The organism is Pseudaquabacterium pictum, from assembly GCF_005403045.1.
Lineage (GTDB): Bacteria > Pseudomonadota > Gammaproteobacteria > Burkholderiales > Burkholderiaceae_C > Pseudaquabacterium > Pseudaquabacterium pictum.
In genome coordinates this window covers 73,365-93,265 of sequence record NZ_BJCL01000019.1, presented here as the reverse complement: position 1 = coordinate 93,265, position 19,901 = coordinate 73,365, and the positions used below count along the sequence as shown (strand labels likewise).

22 protein-coding genes are annotated in these 19,901 nt (G+C 73.8%); 20 read left to right on the top strand and 2 right to left on the bottom strand.

The features are described 5' to 3' along the window. From FFT10_RS24240 to FFT10_RS24210, 8 genes are all read left to right on the top strand, one after another. Nucleotides 1-197: energy transducer TonB (locus FFT10_RS24240; RefSeq protein WP_137735455.1), on the top strand; the 197-nt coding region annotated here is incomplete at its 5' end. A 123-nt stretch (nt 198-320) separates the two neighbouring features. Continuing rightward, the gene (locus FFT10_RS24235) at nt 321-2,636 is read left to right on the top strand and encodes a TonB-dependent receptor (protein ID WP_137735454.1); all 2,316 of its coding nucleotides are present in this window, start codon (nt 321-323) and stop codon (nt 2,634-2,636) included. Between the two features lie 19 nt (nt 2,637-2,655). Then, nucleotides 2,656-3,339 (top strand): Fe2+-dependent dioxygenase, encoded by a 684-nt coding sequence (locus FFT10_RS24230; RefSeq protein WP_137735453.1) that lies wholly within the window; start codon nt 2,656-2,658, stop codon nt 3,337-3,339. Beyond that, complete coding sequence (locus FFT10_RS24225) at nt 3,333-4,448, top strand: alpha-hydroxy acid oxidase (RefSeq protein WP_137735452.1); 1,116 nt, start codon at nt 3,333-3,335, stop codon at nt 4,446-4,448. Before FFT10_RS24230 ends, FFT10_RS24225 begins: the two co-directional genes overlap by 7 nt. A gap of 54 nt (nt 4,449-4,502) precedes the next feature. Beyond that, complete coding sequence (locus FFT10_RS24220; protein WP_228027288.1) at nt 4,503-5,111, top strand: hypothetical protein; 609 nt, start codon at nt 4,503-4,505, stop codon at nt 5,109-5,111. A 452-nt stretch (nt 5,112-5,563) separates the two neighbouring features. Further along, complete coding sequence (locus FFT10_RS27970; RefSeq protein ID WP_162854871.1) at nt 5,564-5,725, top strand: hypothetical protein; 162 nt, start codon at nt 5,564-5,566, stop codon at nt 5,723-5,725. Nucleotides 5,726-5,782: 57 nt separating this feature from the next. Further along, nucleotides 5,783-6,049 carry a hypothetical protein gene (locus FFT10_RS24215; protein ID WP_228027287.1) on the top strand — a complete coding sequence of 89 codons (267 nt, stop codon included), beginning with the start codon at nt 5,783-5,785 and terminating at the stop codon, nt 6,047-6,049. 118 nt (nt 6,050-6,167) lie between these two features. Then, on the top strand, nt 6,168-7,052 hold the full coding sequence (locus FFT10_RS24210) for an HDOD domain-containing protein (protein WP_137735451.1): 885 nt from the start codon (nt 6,168-6,170) through the stop codon (nt 7,050-7,052). A gap of 9 nt (nt 7,053-7,061) precedes the next feature. Here the strand turns inward: FFT10_RS24210 and FFT10_RS24205 are convergent, their stop codons facing one another. After that, nucleotides 7,062-7,976 carry an esterase/lipase family protein gene (locus FFT10_RS24205; RefSeq protein WP_137735450.1) on the bottom strand — a complete coding sequence of 305 codons (915 nt, stop codon included), beginning with the start codon at nt 7,974-7,976 and terminating at the stop codon, nt 7,062-7,064. 71 nt (nt 7,977-8,047) lie between these two features. Here FFT10_RS24205 and FFT10_RS24200 point away from each other — a divergent pair, with 71 nt between their 5' ends. After that, a complete protein-coding gene (locus tag FFT10_RS24200; protein WP_194150911.1) occupies nt 8,048-8,785 on the top strand; it encodes a DUF8198 family protein in 738 nt (245 codons plus the stop codon). 79 nt (nt 8,786-8,864) lie between these two features. Next, nucleotides 8,865-9,824, top strand: a complete 960-nt coding sequence (locus FFT10_RS24195; protein WP_137735449.1) for an MBL fold metallo-hydrolase — start codon at nt 8,865-8,867, stop codon at nt 9,822-9,824. A 23-nt stretch (nt 9,825-9,847) separates the two neighbouring features. On the opposite strand, the gene FFT10_RS28045 is transcribed toward FFT10_RS24195, so the two are convergent. After that, nucleotides 9,848-10,522 (bottom strand): hypothetical protein, encoded by a 675-nt coding sequence (locus FFT10_RS28045; protein ID WP_194150910.1) that lies wholly within the window; start codon nt 10,520-10,522, stop codon nt 9,848-9,850. A 56-nt stretch (nt 10,523-10,578) separates the two neighbouring features. Between FFT10_RS28045 and gspG the strand changes: the two genes are divergently transcribed. From gspG to gspE, 10 genes are all read left to right on the top strand, one after another. Continuing rightward, complete coding sequence (gene gspG, locus FFT10_RS24185; RefSeq protein WP_137735448.1) at nt 10,579-11,037, top strand: type II secretion system major pseudopilin GspG; 459 nt, start codon at nt 10,579-10,581, stop codon at nt 11,035-11,037. Nucleotides 11,038-11,068: 31 nt separating this feature from the next. Then, a complete protein-coding gene (locus FFT10_RS24180) occupies nt 11,069-11,560 on the top strand; it encodes a prepilin-type N-terminal cleavage/methylation domain-containing protein (protein ID WP_228027286.1) in 492 nt (163 codons plus the stop codon). After that, the gene (gspI, locus tag FFT10_RS24175; RefSeq protein ID WP_137735447.1) at nt 11,557-11,916 is read left to right on the top strand and encodes a type II secretion system minor pseudopilin GspI; all 360 of its coding nucleotides are present in this window, start codon (nt 11,557-11,559) and stop codon (nt 11,914-11,916) included. The genes FFT10_RS24180 and gspI overlap by 4 nt, the downstream gene beginning before the upstream one ends. Continuing rightward, nucleotides 11,916-12,623, top strand: coding sequence for a PulJ/GspJ family protein (locus FFT10_RS24170; protein WP_137735446.1), 708 nt, complete (start codon nt 11,916-11,918; stop codon nt 12,621-12,623). Before gspI ends, FFT10_RS24170 begins: the two co-directional genes overlap by 1 nt. After that, entirely contained in the window at nt 12,620-13,561 is a 942-nt protein-coding gene (gspK, locus tag FFT10_RS24165; protein WP_137735445.1) for a type II secretion system minor pseudopilin GspK, read from the top strand. The genes FFT10_RS24170 and gspK overlap by 4 nt, the downstream gene beginning before the upstream one ends. A gap of 79 nt (nt 13,562-13,640) precedes the next feature. Next, a complete protein-coding gene (gene gspL / locus FFT10_RS24160) occupies nt 13,641-14,921 on the top strand; it encodes a type II secretion system protein GspL (RefSeq protein WP_137735444.1) in 1,281 nt (426 codons plus the stop codon). Then, nucleotides 14,918-15,418 (top strand): type II secretion system protein GspM, encoded by a 501-nt coding sequence (gene gspM, locus FFT10_RS24155; RefSeq protein ID WP_137735443.1) that lies wholly within the window; start codon nt 14,918-14,920, stop codon nt 15,416-15,418. Before gspL ends, gspM begins: the two co-directional genes overlap by 4 nt. Further along, on the top strand, nt 15,415-16,302 hold the full coding sequence (gspN, locus tag FFT10_RS24150) for a type II secretion system protein N (RefSeq protein ID WP_137735442.1): 888 nt from the start codon (nt 15,415-15,417) through the stop codon (nt 16,300-16,302). Before gspM ends, gspN begins: the two co-directional genes overlap by 4 nt. 5 nt (nt 16,303-16,307) lie before the next feature. After that, nucleotides 16,308-18,452, top strand: coding sequence for a type II secretion system secretin GspD (gene gspD, locus FFT10_RS24145; protein WP_228027285.1), 2,145 nt, complete (start codon nt 16,308-16,310; stop codon nt 18,450-18,452). 10 nt (nt 18,453-18,462) lie between these two features. Then, entirely contained in the window at nt 18,463-19,893 is a 1,431-nt protein-coding gene (gspE, locus tag FFT10_RS24140; RefSeq protein ID WP_137735441.1) for a type II secretion system ATPase GspE, read from the top strand. Nucleotides 19,894-19,901: the final 8 nt, after the last annotated feature.

The following is a 19,901-nucleotide window of genomic DNA, read 5'->3' as shown; positions in this document are numbered from 1 at the left end:
GCACCGTGCTGCTGCGGGTGCTGGTCGACGCCCAGGGCCTGCCCAAGCAGATCAGCCTGCACAAGTCGTCCGGCTTCGCCCGGCTGGATGAACAGGCCCTGGCCGCGATGCGCCAGGCCCGCTTCCAGGCGGTGAACGACAACGGCAACGCCATCGAGTGGGTGGTGATCGCGCCGCTGCAGTACGACATCGACTGACCGCCGGCGCCCGCCGCTCCAAGCCACCCCACCGAACCCCATCGCGCTGCAGCCGCGCTGCAGCCCGGGCCGCCGCATGGCCGCCCGCCCCCCTGCCCTTGACCCTGGAGACACCCTCGCACCATGACCCGCCCGCTCGACACCACCCTGCCCCTGCTCGGCGCCCTGGCTGCCGGCTTCGGCCTGCACGCCCCGGCCTGGGCGCAGGCCGCAGCGCCTGCCGCCACGCCGCCCGCTGCCGCCAGCGCCGCCGACGACACCGCCGGCACCACCACCCTGCCGGTGGTGCGCGCCCGCGCCGCTGCCGAGCCCACCACCAAGCAGACGCTGCAGACCAACCAGACCAACCTGGGCAAGGGCACGCAGGACCTGCGCGACATCCCGCAATCGGTGACGGTGATGACCGAGCGGCTGATCGACGATGCCAAGCTCGACACCCTGCGCCAGGCCCTGCACTACACCGCCGGCATCACCTTCGCCGCCACCGAGAACGGCACCGACCAGGACATCCGCATGCGCGGCTTCCCGGTGGCCACCACCGGTGATCTGCTGATCGACGGCATGAAGGACCCGTCGCAGTACGACCGCGACAGCTTCAACTACGACCGCATCGAGGTGATGCGCGGCTCGGCGTCGATGCTGTTCGGCCGCGGCTCCACCGGCGGCGTGATCAACCAGGTCAACAAGAAGCCGGCGCTGTACGGCCGCAACGAGGTCGTCACCACCCTGGGCACCGGCGGCCATGTGCGGCTGACCGGCGACATCCACCAGCGCCTGGGCGAAGACGCCGCGCTGCGCATCAACGCCATGGCGCAGGAGGCCGACAACCACGGCGCCAGGGTCTCCAAGCAGGGCTTCGCGCCCACCCTGGGCCTGGGTCTGGGCACCCGCGACGAGATCACCGTCGGCCTGTTCCACCTGAACGTGGACAACGTGCCGATGGCCAACCTGCGCTACCTGGGCGGCAGCGTGGCGTCGCAGATCCCGGCGAAGAACTTCTACGGCACCGACAGCGACTACCTGCGCGGCGAGGCCACCTACGGCACCGCCAGCTGGACCCACAAGTTCGGCGACGGCAGCACGCTGAAGACCCAGCTGCGCAGCGGCACCTACAAACGCTCCACCTGGGGCACCACGGCCGGCTACTGCGGCGCGGCGCTCACCGTCAACGCCACCTGCCCCGCCGGCACCGCGGCCGTGACGGCGGCCACGCTCAACGGCAACACCGCGCTCACCCGCAGCGGCCTGGCGCCGCGCAGCGACACCATCACCGGCAGCTACCTGCAGAGCGACTACAGCAGGAAGTTCCAGGCCCTGGGCCTGCGGCATGAGCTGCTGGCCGGGGTGGACTGGTCGCACGAGGCGGCCGACCGCTACACCGCCTACGGCGCGGTGGGCACCAACTACAACAAGGGCGGCACCACGGTGGGCACGCCCGACGACAGCCGCCAGCTGGCAGCCGCCCCCACCTACCGCAAGGGCAGCGACTACAGCGGCAGCGCGGTGGGCGTCTACGCCCAGGATCTGGTGGCGCTGACGCCCGAATGGAAGCTGCTGGCCGGCCTGCGCTACGACCGGGTGAAGGCCACGATGCACAGCCTGGCCTATGCCAACACCGCCACGCCCACCACGCCGACCAGCACCACCGCCTCCGAGCTGTCGTACCCGGGGCTGTGGAGCCGCCGCTTCGGCGTCCTGTACCAGCCGGGCCCGTTCCAGTCGTTCCACCTGAGCTACGGCACCAGCTTCAACACCTCGGCCGACACCTACCAGTACACCACCCAGCAGACCGCCAGCGTCGGCGCCGAGAAGAGCCGCAACCTGGAGCTGGGCGCCAAGCTGGACTGGCTGGAGGGCGCGTTGTCGACCCGCATGGCCCTCTACCGCAGCGAGAAGTACAACGAGCGCACCACCGATTCCGACTTCGCCGGCACCTTCCCGGTGCTGTCGGGCCAGCGCCACACCCAGGGCCTGGAGGTCGACGTGGTCGGCAAGCTGACGCCGGCGCTCGAGGTCTACCTGTCGTTCAGCCATGTGTTCCGGGCGGTGATCGACAAGGTGGGCACGGCCGTGGTGCCGGGGACGACCACCGGCTACACGACCTACATCGGCGCACCGGTGGGCCTGACGCCGAAGAACACCGGTGCGCTGTGGGCCAGCTACCAGCTGACGCCGAAGTGGCGCGTGGCTGGCGGCATCCGCGGCGCATCGGAGAACCGGCCGTTGATCGGCGGCACCGCCGCGGCGTCCAAGACCGCCCGCGCCCCCGGCTACGTGGCCTACGACGCGATGCTCGAGTACACCATCAGCGAAGACGCCTACCTGCAGCTCAATGCCGTCAACCTCACCGACAAGGTCTATGGCGACCAGCTCTATCCCGGCTTCTACACGCCGGGCGAGGCCCGGTCGCTGAAGGCCACCGTCGGCCTGAAGTTCTGACCCGCGGCGCGAGGCGACCATGCTGCTGCACCTGCCCCAGCTGCTGAGCACCGAGGCGCTGGCCGGCATCCAGCAGCAGCTGGCCGACGCGCCCTGGGCCGACGGCCGCGCCACGGCCGGCGCCCAGGCCGCGCAGGCCAAGCACAACCAGCAGCTGCCCGAGCGCTGGCCCGGCTTGCCGGCGCTGCAGCAGCAGGTGCTCGACGCCCTGGCGCGGCATCCGCTGTTCTTCTCGGCCGCGCTGCCGCAGCGCATCGCGCCGCCGATGTTCAACCGCTATGCCGGTGCGGCCAATGCCTTCGGCAACCATGTCGACAGCGCGGTGCGCCACCTGCCCGATGGCGGCCTGGTGCGCAGCGACATCTCCTGCACCCTGTTCCTGGCCGATCCAGCCAGCTACGACGGCGGCGAGCTGGTGGTGGAGGACACCTACGGCGCCCACCGCGTCAAGCTGCCCGCCGGCGACCTGGTGCTGTACCCGGCGCACAGCGTGCACCGCGTCGAGCCGGTCACCCGCGGCCAGCGCCTGGCCAGCTTCTTCTGGGTGCAGAGCATGGTGCGCAGCGACCAGCAGCGCCGCCTGCTGTTCGACATGGACCAGCACCTGATGCGCCTGCGCAGCCAGCACGGCGAAGCCGATCCGGCCATCGTCGGCCTCACCGGCGCATACCACAACCTGCTGCGGATGTGGATCGCATGCTGAGCCCGCCACCCAACGCGCCCGGCCCGGTCAACCTGGCCGACTACGCCGCACTGGCACGCGAGACGCTGCCGCCGTCCAGCTGGGCCTACCTGGACGGCGATGCCGCCGACGGCCTGACCCGCGCCGACAACCAGGCCGCCTGGCAGCGCCTGAAGCTCTGGCCCCGGGTGCTGCGCCCGCTGGCCGGCGGCCACACCCGCTGCAGCCTGCTGGGCCACACCTGGCCCAGCCCGCTGCTGCTGGCACCCACCGCCTTCCACCGCCTGGCCCACCCCGACGCCGAGGCGGCCAGCGCGCTGGCCGCCGGCGTGCTGGGCGCCGGCTATGTGCTGAGCACGCTGTCCAGCCTGCCGGTGGAGACCGTGGCGCGCTGCTTCCTGCCCGAGGTGCAGCGCGGCCCGCTGTGGTTCCAGCTCTACCTGCAGCCCGACCGCGCGTTGGTGCTGGACCTGCTGCAGCGCGCCGAGGCCGCCGGCTGCGAGGCCATCGTGCTGACCGTGGACGCGCCCTGCCAGGGCGTGCGCGATGCCGAACGCCGCGCCGGCTTCCAGCTGCCCGCCGGCGTGGCCGCCGCCCACCTGCAAGGCCACCGGCCCCTGCCGATCGCCGTGCCACGCGGCGGCAGCCAGCTGTTCGACGGCCTGCTGCACCATGCCGCGACCTGGGACGACATCGCCTGGTTGCGCGCGCACACCCGGCTGCCGCTGCTGCTCAAGGGCGTGCTGCACCCCGACGACGCCCGCCAGGCCGCGGCGCTGCAGGTCGATGGCCTGGTCGTCAGCAACCACGGCGGCCGGGTGCTGGACACCACGCCCGCCACCGCCGACGCCCTGCCGCGCATCGCCGAGGCCCTGGCCGCGGCGCCGGGCCAGGCGCCGGCGCTGCTGGTCGACGGCGGCATCCGCCGCGGCACCGACGTGCTGAAGGCCCTGGCCCTGGGCGCCCAGGCGGTGCTGATCGGCCGTCCGGCGCTGCATGGCCTGGCCGCGGGTGGTGCGCAGGGCGTGGCCCATGTGCTGCGCCTGCTGCGCGACGAGCTGGAAGCCGCGATGGCCCTGACCGGCTGCGCCACGCTGGCCGACATCCACCCCGGCCTGCTGGCGCCCTGACCACGGCCGGCCCTGCCGCCGACAGGCTGGGCAACGCGGATTTATCATCCAGGCATGACTCCTGTGCACGACGTGGCGCGCATCCGCCTGGACAACGCCATGCGGCTGTTCGATGAATTCGTGCAGGCGGCCGTCAAGCAGCCCGACGCCGCCACCCTGCGCGGCCTCGAGCGCCGTTTCGCCGAACGGCTGCAGATCCAGCCCAGCTACTGGAGCCAGATCAAGAGCCGCTCCCGGCAGATCGGCGAGCGGCTGGCGCGGCAGTTCGAGCAGCTGTGCCGCAAGCCGGTGGGCTGGATGGACCTGCCGCATGACGGACCGGCCACCGCGATGGCCGCCGCCCCGGCGCCCCTGGCTGCCACCGCGGTTGCGCCCTCGCCCAGCCAGCCGCAGGACGACGACGAGCGCTTCATCGTCGGCCTGGTGCTCACCTACTACCGCCGCCATCCGCAGCGCGCCCGCACCCGGCTGCTCGACCTGCTGGGCGAGGTGCTGACGCCGCCCGCGGCCGAGCCCGTGCCGGCACCGCCGCCGCCGCGCCCGCCCGCTGCGCCCGGCGTGGTGCGCGCCGCCAGCCGCCCGGCCGCCACGCCGGTGGTCGACGACCGCGCGCTGTGGGCCCAGGCACAGGCCCGCGTGGCGCCGCTGAAGCCCAAGCGTTAGGCCCCGGCGCTGCGCGCCGTCCCACAGCTTGTGGATGCCGCCACGCGGCGGCCCCGGCCTGCCTGCAAAAACCACTTGCGCAAGATAAATTTCTGTTTATCATGAGCGCAAGCTTCAGGTGCTGCACCCACTGCAAGACCTGAGGCGATACCCGCCGATCCACCCCTTGCCGAGCTGTCCGCCTTGTCCATGTTCGATCCCGCCCTGACCACTGCACGCCTGGTGCGCCGCCTGCCGGCAGCCACCGCCCTGGCCGTGCTGCAGGCCGCGCGATCGACCGTGCACAGCGCTGCTGGTTCGCACCAAGCCGCACCGTCCGGTGCCGCCCCGGGATAGCCCGCCTCCGCGCGCTGCCCCTCGACGGCCCGGACGCCCCCAGCGTCCGGGCCGTCTGCATTCCAGGCCCGGATTGGTCCCGTCACATGGCACGCCAGCGTGCCGAGGAGCACCCCATGAAGATCGCGATCTCTCTCGCCAAGCCCCGCAACCCGCTGGTGGCCGCTGCCCACCGACGCCTGGCCGGCGCCCACCGTCGCAACACCAGTGCCCAGCGCCAGCGCGCCGCGCTGGCCCTGCGCCGCGAACTGCAGCACGAACGACATCCCGACATCTGAACCGACCGGCGTGGGGCCCGCAGCGAGCGGGCCGGCACGCCGCAGCAGGAGCACACCATGCACAAGAGCCTCTACGGCTTCGACGGCCCCCTCGCCGCGCCCCAGCCCGCACTCAGCCCCGCGCGCCAGCTGGCCGCACGGGCCCTGCGCCAGTCCAGCCGCTGGCTGGCCCGGCTGGCCCGCCAGATCGCCATGCGGCGCAGCCTGGCCCGCGCGCGCCGCGCGCCCGAGCTGGAGTTCTACGCCGAGGCCGGCGCGCCCGAGGGCGCGCTGTACCTCGACGGCGAGCTCGTCGGGTACATCCCCGGCATCAACCGGCTGTGAGCCGGCCGTGACCGACCGCACCCCGCCCGCCGGCACCGGCGGGCGGGCCCTGCGGTCCCATCAAGTTCCCACCCGGCCTGCCGATGTTCCCTGGACAGACCCACGCCGGAGACACGCCATGGACCAGGCCGCCCCCCTTGCCGCTGCGCCGCCACCGCTGGCCGCGCCGTTCATCACCGCGCCGCTGCCCCATGTGCCGGCCTGGGTGACCGCCTTCGATGCCCGCGAGATCCCGGTGCTGGCCGCCACCGCCCACACGCTGGAAGACCTGCGCTGCAACGAGGACGCGGTGGATGCCCACCTGCTGGCCGACAGCATGCAGGCCGACCCGCTGATGACGCTGAAGCTGCTGCGCCATGTGGCCCTGCTGCGCCGCGACCGGGGCCGCGACCGCGACCAGGCCGATGCCGAGACCGCCACCGAGGCGCTGGTGATGCTGGGCATCACGCCGTTCTTCCGCGACTTCGGGCCCCAGCCCACCGTGGAGGACCGGCTCGCCGGCCAGCACGGCGCGCTGCTGGGCCTGCGCCAGGTGCTGCGCCGCGCCCACCGCGCCGCCCGCTTCGCGCTGGGCTTTGCGGTGCACCGCGGCGACCACGACGCCATGCTGATCCACGAGGCCGCGCTGCTGCACGACTTCGCCGAACTGCTGCTGTGGGCCCATGCGCCCGCGCTGGCGCTGGACATCGCCCACCGCCAGCAGGCCGACCCGGCGCTGCGCTCGGTCGACGCCCAGCAGGTGGTGCTGAACGCGCCGCTGGCCGATGTGCAGCAGGCGCTGATGAAGGCCTGGCGGCTGCCCGAGCTGCTGGTGAAGATCACCGACGACCATGCCAGCCACCATCCGCAGGTGCGCAATGTGCAGCTGGCGATGCGGGTGGCGCGCCACAGCAGCCGCGGCTGGGACAACCCCGCCCTGCCCGACGATGTGGACGCGGTGGCCGACCTGCTGAACCTGGGCACCACGCCCACCCTCACCCTGCTCCACGACCTCGACAACTGACCCCGCAGGTCAGCCGTCGGCCCGCTTCAACCGGTCCAGCACCGCGGCCCACACCGCCGGGTGTTGCACCATGGCCACATGGGCGACGGCGGGCAGGTGGATGTTCTCGGCGCCCGGCAGCGTGGCGGTGCTGGCCGGGAAGACGATGTTGTCGGCATGGCCGTGGACGCAGGTGAAGCGGGCATGGCGCCGTGGTGTCTCGTTGGCCGCCAGCGCCGCCAGCCAGGGGCTGCCCAGGCGCATCTGCCGCGCATTGGCGGTGTGGCCGAAGCGCGCCATCCAGGTGCCGCGGTGCGGCGTGCCGATGGTGATGACATGCCGCACTCTGGCATCCGCTTCAGCCGCGTCGGGCTGGGCCGCCAGCCAGGCGCGGGTGGCCAGGCCGCCCATGCTGTGGGCCACCACCAGCGGCGGCCGGCCGGTGCGCTGCTGCAGATCGGCCACCGCGCGGTCGATCACCGGCACCCAGTCGTCGATGCGGCCGAAGGCCGGCTCCAGCGTCAGCGCGGTGCAGGGCACGCCCAGCGCCCGCAGGCGCGGCAGCCAGGGCCGCCAGACGCCGCGGTTGCAGAAGTAGCCGTGCACCAGCAGCACGCCGGTGCGGCCGGGCACCGCCGGCACATCGGGCTCGGCATCGGCGAACAGCGGCTGGTCGCGGCTGAACACCCGCCAGGCGGCCGCCACCTCGCCGGCCCAGGCGCGCAGCAGATCCGCCGCGCTGGCGCGGGGCACCGCCGGGTCGCGGCCGCAGGCGGCCAGCAGCATGAATTCCAGCGCCAGCACCGGCGCGGTGGGCAGCAAGGCCAGCAGCAGGCCGGCGGCCACCGCCCAGGCCGACAGGCCAGACGGCACGGCCCAGGCCAGCCAGGCCAGCGCCGCCAGCACGGTGGCGGCGAGCAGCAGACGTTGCAGGCGGGCGAGCATGGCCCGCAGTCTCGCACTGCCGTGCGCCACCGGCTGGCGGCTGGACCGCGGGCGCGCTACCCTGCCGGGTGATGAGCACCCCACTGGCCGACCGCATCACCGAGCACCTGGGCACCGTGGCGCGCATGCGCGCGCTGCGGGACGCCGACCCCGACCTGGCCGCGCGGGTGCACGCGCTCAAGGCCTACCAGGCCGCCCGCTTCGCCCGCAGCTATGCCGATCTGCTGGCCCACCCGCGCTATGGCGCGGCGGCGCGCTTCTTCCTGGACGAGCTGTACGGTCCGCAGGAATTCAGCCAGCGCGACGCCCAGTTCGGCCGCGTGGTGCCGGCGCTGGTGCGGCTGTTCCCCGGCGAGCTGGTGGCCACGGTCGAGCAGCTGGGCCAGCTGCATGCGCTGACCGAGGCGCTGGACGATGCCGCCGCCCGCCAGCTGCCCGGCCTGCCCTGCACCGCCGAGGCCTATGCCCGCGCCTGGCAGGGCACCGGCCGCGCCCCGGCGCGCGAGGACCAGATCCGCCTGACGCTGGCCATCGGCACCGCGCTGGACCGCTACACCCGCAACCGGCTGATGCGCTCCACGCTGAAGCTGATGCGCGGCCCGGCCCAGGCCGCCGGCCTCAGCGCGCTGCAGAAGTTCCTGGAATCGGGCTTTGACGCCTTCGGCGCGATGAAGGGCGCCGGCGAGTTCCTCGGACTGGTGGCGCAGCGCGAGCGGGCGCTGGCGGCCGCGCTGTTCGCCCCCGGCGCGGTGCAGGCCGCGGCCCTGCCGGCGCCCGAGCGCCCGCCACCGCTGGATCTGCTGCCCTGACGGCGCCAGGTCACGGTGGCGGCAGCGGCGGCACGGCAGGCATGCTGCAATCGACAGGTTGCCGCTGTCTGCCTCCCGGATGACCACCTTCCAGCCCGCCATCGCCGCTACGCTCGACCACCTGCAGGCCCGCGTGCTGGTGCGCGGCTGGTTGTCGGCCAACAACATCGTGTTCCACCAGGACGGCCAGGGCCAGCTGGTGGACACCGGCTACGTCAGCCATGCGGACCAGACCCTGGTCCTGGTCGACCACGCGCTGGCCGGCCGGCCGCTGGCCGAGGTGGTCAACACCCACCTGCACAGCGACCACTGCGGCGGCAATGCCGCGCTGGCCGCGCGCTGGCCGGGACTGCGCATCACCGTGCCGGCGGCCTCGCGCAGCAAGCTGCTGCCCTGGGACGACGGCCAGCTCAGCTACCGCGAGACCGGCCAGCGCTGCCCGCCCTTCGTGCCGCAGGCCTTCCTGGCCGACGGCGACATGCTGCAGCTGGGCGGCCGGCCCTGGCAGGTGCATGCCGCACCCGGCCACGACCCGGATGCGGTGCTGCTGTTCGAGCCCGAGACCGCCACCCTGATCAGCGGCGACGCGCTGTGGCAGCAGCGGCTGGCGATCATCTTTCCCGAGCTGGACGACACGCCCGGCTTCGACGACGCGGCCCGGGTGCTCGACCGCATCGAAGCCCTGCAGCCGCGCCTGGTGCTGCCCGGCCATGGCGAGCCCTTCACCGACGTGGCGGCGGCGCTGGCCGCCTCGCGCCAGCGGCTGGCGGCCTTCCAGGCCGCACCGCTGAAGCACCGCGCCCATGCGGCGCGGTCCCTGGTGGTCTACAACATGCTCGAGCACCGCCGCCGGCCGCGCCAGGCCCTGGTCGACTGGATCGCCAGCACGCCGATCTTCCTGAAGGCGCTGCAGTGCGTCGGCGACCCGGACCGCGCCCAGCGGGCGGCAGAGGCCACGGTGGCGCGGCTGCTGGCCGACGGCGTGCTGACGGCCAGCCAGGCCGACGGCATCGACCAGGTGCAGATGGCGGACGACTGACGCGGCGGCCGGCCGGCGCCGGCTCAGCGCAGCCTGGCGGCGTCGGCGTCGCCGCCGCCCGGGCCGCCATCGGGCTGGTAGGGCAGGCTGCCCGGCATGCCGGCCTGGGCTGTCGGCACACCCTGCGGCACCGGCACCGGCGGCAGGGTCTGCGGCTGGGGCGGCGGCAGCATGCGCATCGCGCCCGGCACGCCGTTGAACACCGCGCCCGGCACCATCGGCTGGCCGGGCATCGCCACGCCCGGCAGCTCGCCAGGGCGGCCACGCTGGGCCTCGGCCAGGGGCGGCAGCGTCAGCGTGACCTGGGTGGTGCCGGCGGCGGGACCCAGCTCGGCCTGGCGGTGGTTGACGGTCAGCAGGCGCAGGCCCGGTTCCAGCTCGCGGCCCACGCCGAACGCCCGGGCCGGCTTGCCGTCCACCGAGATCAGCGCCAGTCCGCGGGCCTGGCCGGGGCGCGGCGCCACCACGCCCAGCAGCACGAAGCGGCTGTCGGTCGCCACCACCGGCGCGGCCTCCACCGGCTCCGCCGGCGGCTGGCCCAGCAGCCGCGCCAGATGGGCACCGGTCGGCGGCGCCGGGGTGGCCAGGCTGGCGCCGGGCGGCACCGGCGTGCTGCGCGTGAACAATGGCATGCCCCAGGCCACCGCACCCACCAGCACGGCGGCCCAGATCAGCAAGGTGGTGAGACGAGCGGTCATGGCCGGGGATTATGATCCCCGGGCTGTGTCACCCATCGCCTGATCAAGCCCCGCCCATGACCCTTGCCCTCGCTTCCAGGCGCCCCGCGCAGACTGTCGCGCATGTGTTGCGCCGGGGTTTCACGCTGATCGAGCTGATGGTGGTGCTGGTCATCATCGGCGTGCTGGCCGCGCTGATCGTGCCCAACGTGCTGGACCGCACCGACGACGCCCGCGCCACCGCCGCCAAGGCCGACATCAACAACCTGGTGCAGGCGCTCAAGCTCTACAAGCTAGACAACCAGCGCTACCCCAGCGCCGAGCAGGGGCTGGAGGCGCTGGTCAACAAGCCCACGGCCGGCAACGTGCCGCCGAACTGGCGCCGCTACCTCGACAAGCTGCCGGCCGACCCCTGGGGCCGGCCGTACCAGTACATCTTTCCGGGCGTGAAGGGCGAGGTCGACATCTTCAGCCTGGGCGCCGACGGTCAGGCCGGCGGTGACGGCAAGAACGCCGACATCGGCTCCTGGCAGTAGGCCGCGCAGCGGTCAGCGCGGCCTGCGGCGCGTGGCCGGGCCGCGCGGCTTCACGCTGATCGAGCTGCTGCTGGTGCTGCTGCTGATCGCCATGGCCTCCGGCCTGGTGAGCCTGTCGCTGCGCGACGGCGGCCAGGCCAGCCTGGAACGCGAGGCCGAGCGCCTGGCCGCGCTGCTGGAAGCCGGCCGCGCCGAGGCGCGCGCCAGCGGCGTGGCGGTGCGCTTCGAGCTGGTGCCGCCCGGCGAGCGCACGGCCGACGGCGATGCCCGCTTCCGCTTCGTCGGCCTGCTGCCAGGCAGCCTGCCCGGCAGCGGCACCCGGCCCGGCCAGTGGCTGGACCCGGCGGTGACCGCCCGCATCGACAACGCCGGCGCGCTGCGCCTGGGCCCTGAGCCGCTGATCGGCGCACAGCGCATCACCCTCAGCCTCGACGGCCAGCAGCGGGTGCTGGCCACCGACGGCCTGGCGCCGTTTGCCGTGGCCGATCCCGCCGTGGCCGACGCGGCCTCCGCCCCGCCATGAGCCGGCAGAACGGCTTCACCCTGGTCGAGGTGCTGGTGGCCCTGGCCATCACCGCGCTGGCGCTGGGCGCCGGACTGAAGGCCGCCGGCGCGCTGACCGACAACGCCCAGCGCCTGGGCGACGTGACCGCCGCCCACTGGTGCGCCGACAACGCGCTGACCGGCCTGCGGCTGGCGCAGCAGTTCCCTGGCACCGGCGATGCCGACTTCGCCTGCAGCCAGCTCGGGCGCGACTACCGCGGCACGCTGCGCACCACCACCACGCCCAACCCCAACTTCCGCCGTGTCGACGCGGTGGTGCAGGACGGCCAGGGCCAGGTGCTGGTGACCCTGTCCACCGTGCTGGGGCGCTACTGATGACGGCCCGACGCGGCTTCACCCTGGTCGAAGTGCTGGTGGCCGTGCTGATCATGGCCGTCATCGCCGCCATGGGCTGGCAGGGCGTGTCGGGCATGGTCAAGGCGCGCGAGGTCGGCGCCGAGGCCAGCGGCCGCACGCTGCGGCTGTCGGCGGTGCTGGGCCAGTGGGAACAGGACCTGGGCGCCATCTACGACAGCAGCGTGGTGCCCGGCATCCAGTTCGACGGCACCGCGCTGCGTCTGGTGCGCCGCAGCGACAACGGCGTGCAGGTGGTGGTGTGGGCGGTGCGCGATGGCCGCTGGCAGCGCTGGCCGGGCGCCGTGGTGCAGCGCAACACCGCGCTGCGTGAAGCCTGGGTGGAAAGCCAGCTGCTGGCCGGCGTGGAGCCCGGGCAGCTGACGGTGCTGGCGGGCGTGACCGGCTGGCAGTTGTACTTCTGGCGCGGCCAGGGCTGGAGCAATGCCCAGTCCAGTGGCGACGAGGTCGCCGTCAACGAGCCGGCTGCCAACCCATCGCCGCCGGCCAGTGGCGCCAGCGCCCCGGGCGCGGCAGCCAGCGCCCCGGGCGAGGCAGCCAGCGCGCCGGCGCCCGCACCCACCGCCACAACCCGCACCCGCAGCCTGCTGCCCACCGGCGTGCGCCTGCAGCTCGACCTGCCGGAGGGCCGCATCACCCGCGACGTGATGCTGCCGCCCACGCCATGACGCGCCGCCCCCGCCCCGCCCGCGGCGCCGCCCTGCTGGTGGCCATGGTGCTGCTCAGCGTGGTGGCCACGCTGGCCGCCGGCATGGTGTGGCAGCAGTGGCGGGCGGTGCAGGTGGAGACGGCCGAGCGCAGCCGGGTGCAGAGCGCCTGGATGCTGGTCGGCGCGCTGGACTGGGGCCGGCTGATCCTGCGCGAGGATGCCCGCAGCGGCAAGCCCACCAGCCTGAACGAGCCCTGGGCCACGCCGCTGGCCGAGGCGCGGCTGTCCAGCTTCCTGGCCGCCGACCGCGAGAACAACGCCGACAGCGGGCCCGAGGCCTTCCTGTCCGGCCGCATCAGCGATGCCCAGGCCCGCTACAACCTGCGCAACCTGCTGGTCGACAACAAGGTCGACCCGCTGCAGCTGGCCATCCTGCAGCGGCTGTGCACCACGGTGGGCCTGGGGCCCGACACCGCCAGCCTGGTCGCCGACGGCCTGCTGGCTGCGCAGCAGGCCAGCGCCGACAACGCGCCGCTGCCACCGCAGCAGCTGGCCGACCTGGCCTGGCTGGGCCTGGATGCCACCGCGCTGGAGCGGCTGGCCAGCGTGGTGGTGCTGCTGCCGGTGGCCACGCCGGTGAACCTGAACACCGCCTCGCGCGAGGTGCTGGCCGGCGTGGTCAGCGGGCTCGACCTGGGCAGCGCCGACCGGCTGGTGCAGGCCCGCGTGCGCACGCCGCTGCGCAGCGTGGCCGATGCGGTGGCCATCGTCGGCGCCGGGCCCAAGCTGCAGGAGCGCGATGTCGACGTGAAGTCCGCCTACTTCGAGGTGCAGGGCCGGCTGCGGCTGGAGAACCGCGTGCTGGAGAGCCGCAGCCTGGTGGAACGGCGCAGCGGCCTGCAGGTGCTGGCCATCCAGCGCCAGCAGCAGGCCAGCCTGAATCCGGCGGCCCAGTGAGCCAGTTCACCGAATCAGCGTTCACAGGGCTGCCCCACAATGTCGGGTCGCCCTGCCAGACGCCCCGCACACCGCCCCCATGACGCTGCTCGTGATCCTGCTGCCCGCGCCGCTGCGTGCCGACGCACCGCCCGCCGCCGAGCCCGCGCCCCTGGCCTGGCTGCTCAGCCCCGACGGCCTGGCCGTGGCCCAGCGCGGCAGCAGCGCCGCCAGCGCCCTGCCGGCGGCCGACACCGTGGTGGCGGTGGCCCCGGCCGAGGCGGTGGCCTGGCACCGCCCCACCCTGCCCAAGGCACCGGCCAACCGGCTGCGCGCCGCACTGGGCGGCGTGCTGGAAGACCAGCTGCTCACCGACGACGAGGATGTGCACCTGGCCCTGGCACCCAAGCCGGTGGCCGGCACGCCGGTGTGGGTGGCCGCGCTGCACAAGCCCTGGCTGCGCAGCCAGCTCGAGCGCCTGGCCGCCGCCGGCCGCGTGGTCGACCGGCTGGTGCCCGCGCTGGCGCCGCAGCTGGAGGCCGGCGCGCCGCCCACCGGCCACTTCCACGGCCCCGCCGAGATCGACACCGACGCCAGCCTGCACCTGGCCTGGTGCGATGCAGACAGCGCCGCCAACCTGCCGCTGGCCGGCGGCCTGGCCCGCGCCCTGCTGGCCGACTGGCAGGCCCGCGGCACCACCTGGACGGCCACCCCCGCCGCCGCTGCGCCAGCCGAGCGCTGGCTGGGTGCACCGGTGGCCGTGCGCAACGATGCCGACCAGGCCCTGGCCGCCGTGCGCGCGCCCTGGAACCTGCTGCAGTTCGACCTGGCGCCGCGCCACCGCGGCAGCCTGGCCGCCGGCAACCTGTGGCGCACGCTGATGGGCCCGGCCTGGGCGCCGGCCCGCTGGGGCCTGGCCGCCCTGGTCGTGGTGCAGGTGGTCGGGCTGAACCTGCTGGCCTGGCAGCAACGCAACGCGCTGGAACAGCAGCGGGCAGCCCAGCTGGCCTTGCTGCGCCAGGCCCACCCGCAGGTGCGCGCCGTGCTGGACGCCCCGCTGCAGATGCAGCGCGAGACCGCCGCCCTGCGCAGCGCCGCCGGCGTGCCTGGCGATGATGATTTCGAGACCCTGCTGCAGGCCACCGCGGCCGCCTGGCCCGAGGGCCAGCCGCCGGCGGCGCAGCTGCGCTTCGAGCCCGGGCGCCTCAGCCTGCCCGGCGCCGGCTGGGCGCCGCCGCAGATCGACGCGCTGCGCCAGCGCCTGGCCGCGCTGGGCTGGGGCCTGGCGCAGAGCGACGGCCGGCTGGTCATCAGCAAGGCCGGCCCCGCGCCCGCTGCCGCCGCCGTGCAGACCGCCAGCACCACCCCGACCCGCCCATGAACACGCCCGCCCTGACCACCGCCCGCGCCCAGCTGCGCGCCCGCTGGGCCGCGCTGGCTGCGCGTGAACGCCGCCTGGTGCTGGTGGCCGCCCTGGTGCTGGGTGCCGGCCTGCTGTGGGTCGTGGGCCTGGCGCCGGCCTGGCGCACGCTGGCCACGGCACCGGCGCAGCTGGCCGCCGCCGAGGCCCAGGCCCAGCAGATGCAGGCCCTGGCCCGCGAGGCCACCAGCCTGCGCGCCGTGGCCCCGGTGCCGATGGCCCAGGCCCAGGCCGCGCTGACCACCGCCACCGGCCGCCTGGGCGAGGCGGCCAAGCTCAGCCTGCAGGGTGAGCGGGCGGTGGTCGCGCTCAAGGGCATCAGCGGCGAGCAGCTGGGCGCCTGGCTGGCCGAAGCCCGCGCCGGCGCCCGCGCCCGCGTGGTCGAAGCCAGCCTGAACCAGACCACCCCCGGCCTGTACGACGGCAGCCTGACGCTGGCCGTGGGAGGCAGCCGGTGACACGCGCCCCGCGCGGCACCCCGGCCGACACCAGCCGCTGGCAGCGCGCCCTGCGCGCCGGCCGCCGCTGGGCGGTGTGGGGTGCGGTGCTGGGCCTGGGCGCCGGCCTGGTGACGCAGGCGCCGGCGCAGTGGCTGGCCGACGGCCTGCAGAACGCCACCGGCGGCCGCCTGCTGCTGGCCGAGGCCCGCGGCAGCCTGTGGAACGGCAGCGCCGTGCTGGTGCTGACCGGCGGCGCCGGCAGCCGTGATGCGGCCGCCCTGCCGGGCCGCCTGCAGTGGCAGCTGCGGCCGGGCTGGAACGGCCTGCAGCTGACGGCGCAGCAGGCCTGCTGCCTGCCCGACGGCCTGCGGCTGCAGCTGCAGCCCGGCTGGGGCGGTTTCAGCCTGGCGCTGGACGGGCCGGCGCCGCCGCCGGGCGCAGCCAGCCCGGCAGCCCTGCCCGCCGCGCCACGCCCGCTGGGCCAGTGGCCGGCCAGCTGGCTGGCCGGCCTGGGCACGCCCTGGAACACGCTGCAGCTGGGCGGCCAGCTGCAGCTGTCCAGCGCCGGCCTGCGCCTGCAATCGGCCGCCGGCCAGCTGCGGCTGCAAGGCGATCTGCTGCTGCAGCTGCGCGGCGCGTCGTCACGGCTGTCGGTGCTGCCCACGCTGGGCAGCTACCAGCTGCTGCTGCAGGGCAGCGGCCAGGCCGACAGCCCCACCCAGCTGCGTCTGACCAGCCAGGACGGCCCGCTGCGGCTGAACGGCGAGGGCCAGTGGACCGGCGCGCGGCTGCGCTTCCGCGGCACCGCCCAGGCCACCGACGGCCAGGACGATGCGCTGGCCAACCTGCTCAACATCATCGGCCGGCGCCAGGGCGCGCTGTCCGTCATTTCGATCGGATGACCCCCATGACTGCGCGATCGCCACGCTCCGCACCGCCCCGCCTGCTGCCGCTGCTGGTGGCGCTGTTGATGCTGCCCGTCACGCCGCTGCAGGCGCAGGACGTGCCCAAGCCGGCGCCGGCCAAGCGCGGCAGCGGCATGTCGGGCGGCACGCCGGTGACGGTGAACTTCGTCAACGCCGACCTGGAGGCGGTGACCCGCGCGATGGCGGCCATGCTGGACCGGCAGATCCTGGTCGACCCGCGGGTCAAGGGCGTGATCACCGTCTACAGCGAGCAGCCCATCCCGGTGCGCGACGCCTGGCTGCAGTACCTGTCGGCGCTGCGCGGCCTGGGCTTCACCGTGGTGGAGACCGCCGGCCTGCTGAAGGTGCTGCCCGAACCCGATGCCAAGCTGCAGGCCGGCACGGTGAGCGTGGGCGAGGTCGGCGCCCGCGGCGACCAGGTCATCACCCAGATCTTCCGGCTCAGCAACGAGAACCCGAACAACCTGGTCGCGGTGCTGCGCCCGCTGATCAGCCCCAACAACACCATCAACGCCAACCCGGGCAACAACACCCTGGTGATCACCGACTACGCCGACAACCTGGCGCGCATCGGCAAGATCATCGCCGCGCTGGACCAGCCCTCGGCCACCGATGTGGAGGTGATCCCGCTGAAGCACGCCATCGCCAGCGACCTGGCCACCCTGGTGCAGAAGCTGGGCGAGGGCGGCCCCGCGGCGGCGGTGCCCGGCCTGCCGGTGGCGGGCAACACCGTCTCGGTGCTGGCCGATGCGCGCAGCAACAGCCTGATCATCCGCGCCGCCAACGCCGCCAGGCTGGCCAGCGTGCGCAGCCTGGTCGAGCGGCTGGACCGCCCGGGCGTGGGCGGGCCGGCGGGCCAGATCAACGTGGTCTACCTGAAGAACGCCGATGCCACCAAGCTGGCATCGGTGCTGCGCGCGGCCTTCGGTGGCGGTGGCGGCAGCAGTGGCGGCGGCAGCTTCGGCAGTTCGTCGACCGGCACCGGCATGGCCCAGACCGGCGCGGCGGGCAGCGCCGGCGCCACGGTGGCCACCACGCCGGTGTCGCAGTCGGCCCAGCCGTCGACCGGCGGCTTCATCCAGGCCGACCCGGCCACCAATTCGCTGGTGATCACCGCGGCCGAGCCGCTGTACCGCCAGATCCGCAGCGTGATCGACCAGCTCGATGGCCGCCGCGCCCAGGTGTTCGTCGAATCGATGATCGTCGAGATGGATGCCAACAAGGCCGCCGAGCTGGGCTTCCAGTGGCAGGGCCTGCTGGGCAACAACGGCAACCGCTTCGGCCTGCTGGCCGGCACCAACTTCAGCAGCGGCGGCAACAACATCCTGAACCTGTCGGTGGCCGGCGCCAGCGGCAGCACCACCGTGGCCCCCGGCACTGGCCTGAACCTGGGCCTGCTGCAGCGGGTGAACGGCACCTACACCCTGGGTGCGCTGGCGCGCTTCCTGGAGAACGTCAGCGGCACCAACATCCTGTCCACGCCCAACCTGGTGGCCTTGGACAACGAGGAAGCCAAGATCGTCGTCGGCCAGAACGTGCCCTTCGTCACCGGCAGCTTCACCAACACCGGCACCAGCGGGTCCACCGTCAACCCGTTCCAGACGGTGGAGCGCAAGGACGTGGGCCTGACGCTGAAGATCAAGCCGCAGATCGGCGAGGGCGGCGTGATCCGGATGACGGTGTTCCAGGAGAACAGCAGCGTGGTGGGCACCACGCTGACCAACCAGAACGGTCCCACCACCAACAAGAACTCGCTGGAGACCACCATCGTGGCCGACGACGGCCAGATCATGGTGCTGGGCGGCCAGATGAAGGAGAGCTACACCGACGGCGAGAACAAGGTGCCGGTGCTGGGCGACGTGCCCGGCGTGGGCAACCTGTTCAAGAACAGCAGCCGCGAGCGCAGCAAGAGCGTGATGCTGGTGTTCCTGCGGCCGGTGGTGATCCGCGACGCGGCGGCGGCCAGCATGCTCTCGCTCGACCGCTACGAGGCCATCCGCGCGCAACAGGCGGCCGAGCAGCCGACGCAGAAGATGCTGATGCCGATCAATGAATCTCCGGTGCTGCCGGCCGTGCCGCCCAAGGGCCAGGCCACGCCCACCGCGCCGGCCACGCCGAAGAACTGAGGCCCGCGCCATGGCCGCCCGCCACCCCCTGCCCTACGGCTTCGCCAAGGCCCACACCCTGCTGCTGGAGGACTTCGGCCACGAGCGGGTGCTGTGGGCCGCCGACGGCGGCCCCGCCGCCAGCATGGCCGCACTGGGCGAGGTGATGCGCCTGCACTTGGTCGACCGGCTGGAGCGCGAGCAGCCCGCCGTTCTGGCCGAGCGCATCGCCGCGGCCTATGCCGGCGGCGAAAGCAGCGCCGCCGCCGTGGTGGGCGAGGTGGAAAGCGCGGTCGACCTGAGCCGCCTGCTGCAGGACCTGCCGGCGGTGGAAGACCTGCTGGAAGCAGCGAATGACGCGCCCATCATCCGCATGCTCAACGCGCTGCTGACGCAGGCCGCGAAGGACGGCGCGTCGGACATCCACATCGAGCCGTATGAACGCTCCAGCAGCGTGCGCTTCCGGGTGGACGGCACGCTGCGCGAGGTGGTGCAGCCCAACCGCGCGCTGCATGCGGCGCTGATCAGCCGGCTGAAGATCATGGCCGAGCTCGACATCGCCGAGAAGCGGCTGCCGCAGGACGGCCGCATCTCGCTGCGCATCGGCGGCCGCGCCATCGACGTGCGCGTGTCCACCCTGCCCAGCGCCCATGGCGAGCGGGCGGTGCTGCGCCTGCTGGACAAGAGCGAATCCAAGTTCACGCTGGAGGCACTGGGCATGAGCGGCGCCACGCTCACCGCCTTCGACCGCCTGGTGCACCAGCCGCACGGCATCGTGCTGGTCACCGGGCCCACCGGCTCGGGCAAGACCACCACGCTGTACGCCAGCCTGGGCCGCATCGACACCGCCGGCACCAACATCCTGACGGTGGAAGATCCGGTCGAATACGAGCTGCCGGGCATCGGCCAGACCCAGGTCAACGCCAAGATCGACCTCACCTTCGGCAAGGCCCTGCGCGCCATCCTGCGGCAGGACCCGGACGTGATCATGATCGGCGAGATCCGCGATTTCGAGACCGCGCAGATCGCCATCCAGGCCAGCCTGACCGGCCACCTGGTGCTGGCCACGCTGCACACCAATGACGCGCCCAGCGCCATCACCCGGCTGATCGACATGGGCGTCGAGCCCTACCTGCTCAGCAGCAGCCTGCTGGGCGCCCAGGCCCAGCGCCTGGTGCGCAAGCTGTGCCCGCACTGCAAGCGGCAGGATGCGCAAGGCCACTGGCACCCGGTGGGCTGCACCGAATGCAGCCACACCGGCTACAAGGGCCGCACCGGCGTCTACGAGCTGATGGTGGTCAACGACGACCTGCGCGCGCTGATCCACAACCGCGCCGCCGAAAGCGAACTGCTGACCGCCGCCCGGGCACACGGCTTCGTGCCGATGCGCGAGGACGGCGAGCGCCTGGTGGCCGAGGGCATCACCGCCCTGGAAGAAGTGCTGCGGGTGACGCGCGACTGAGCGACTGA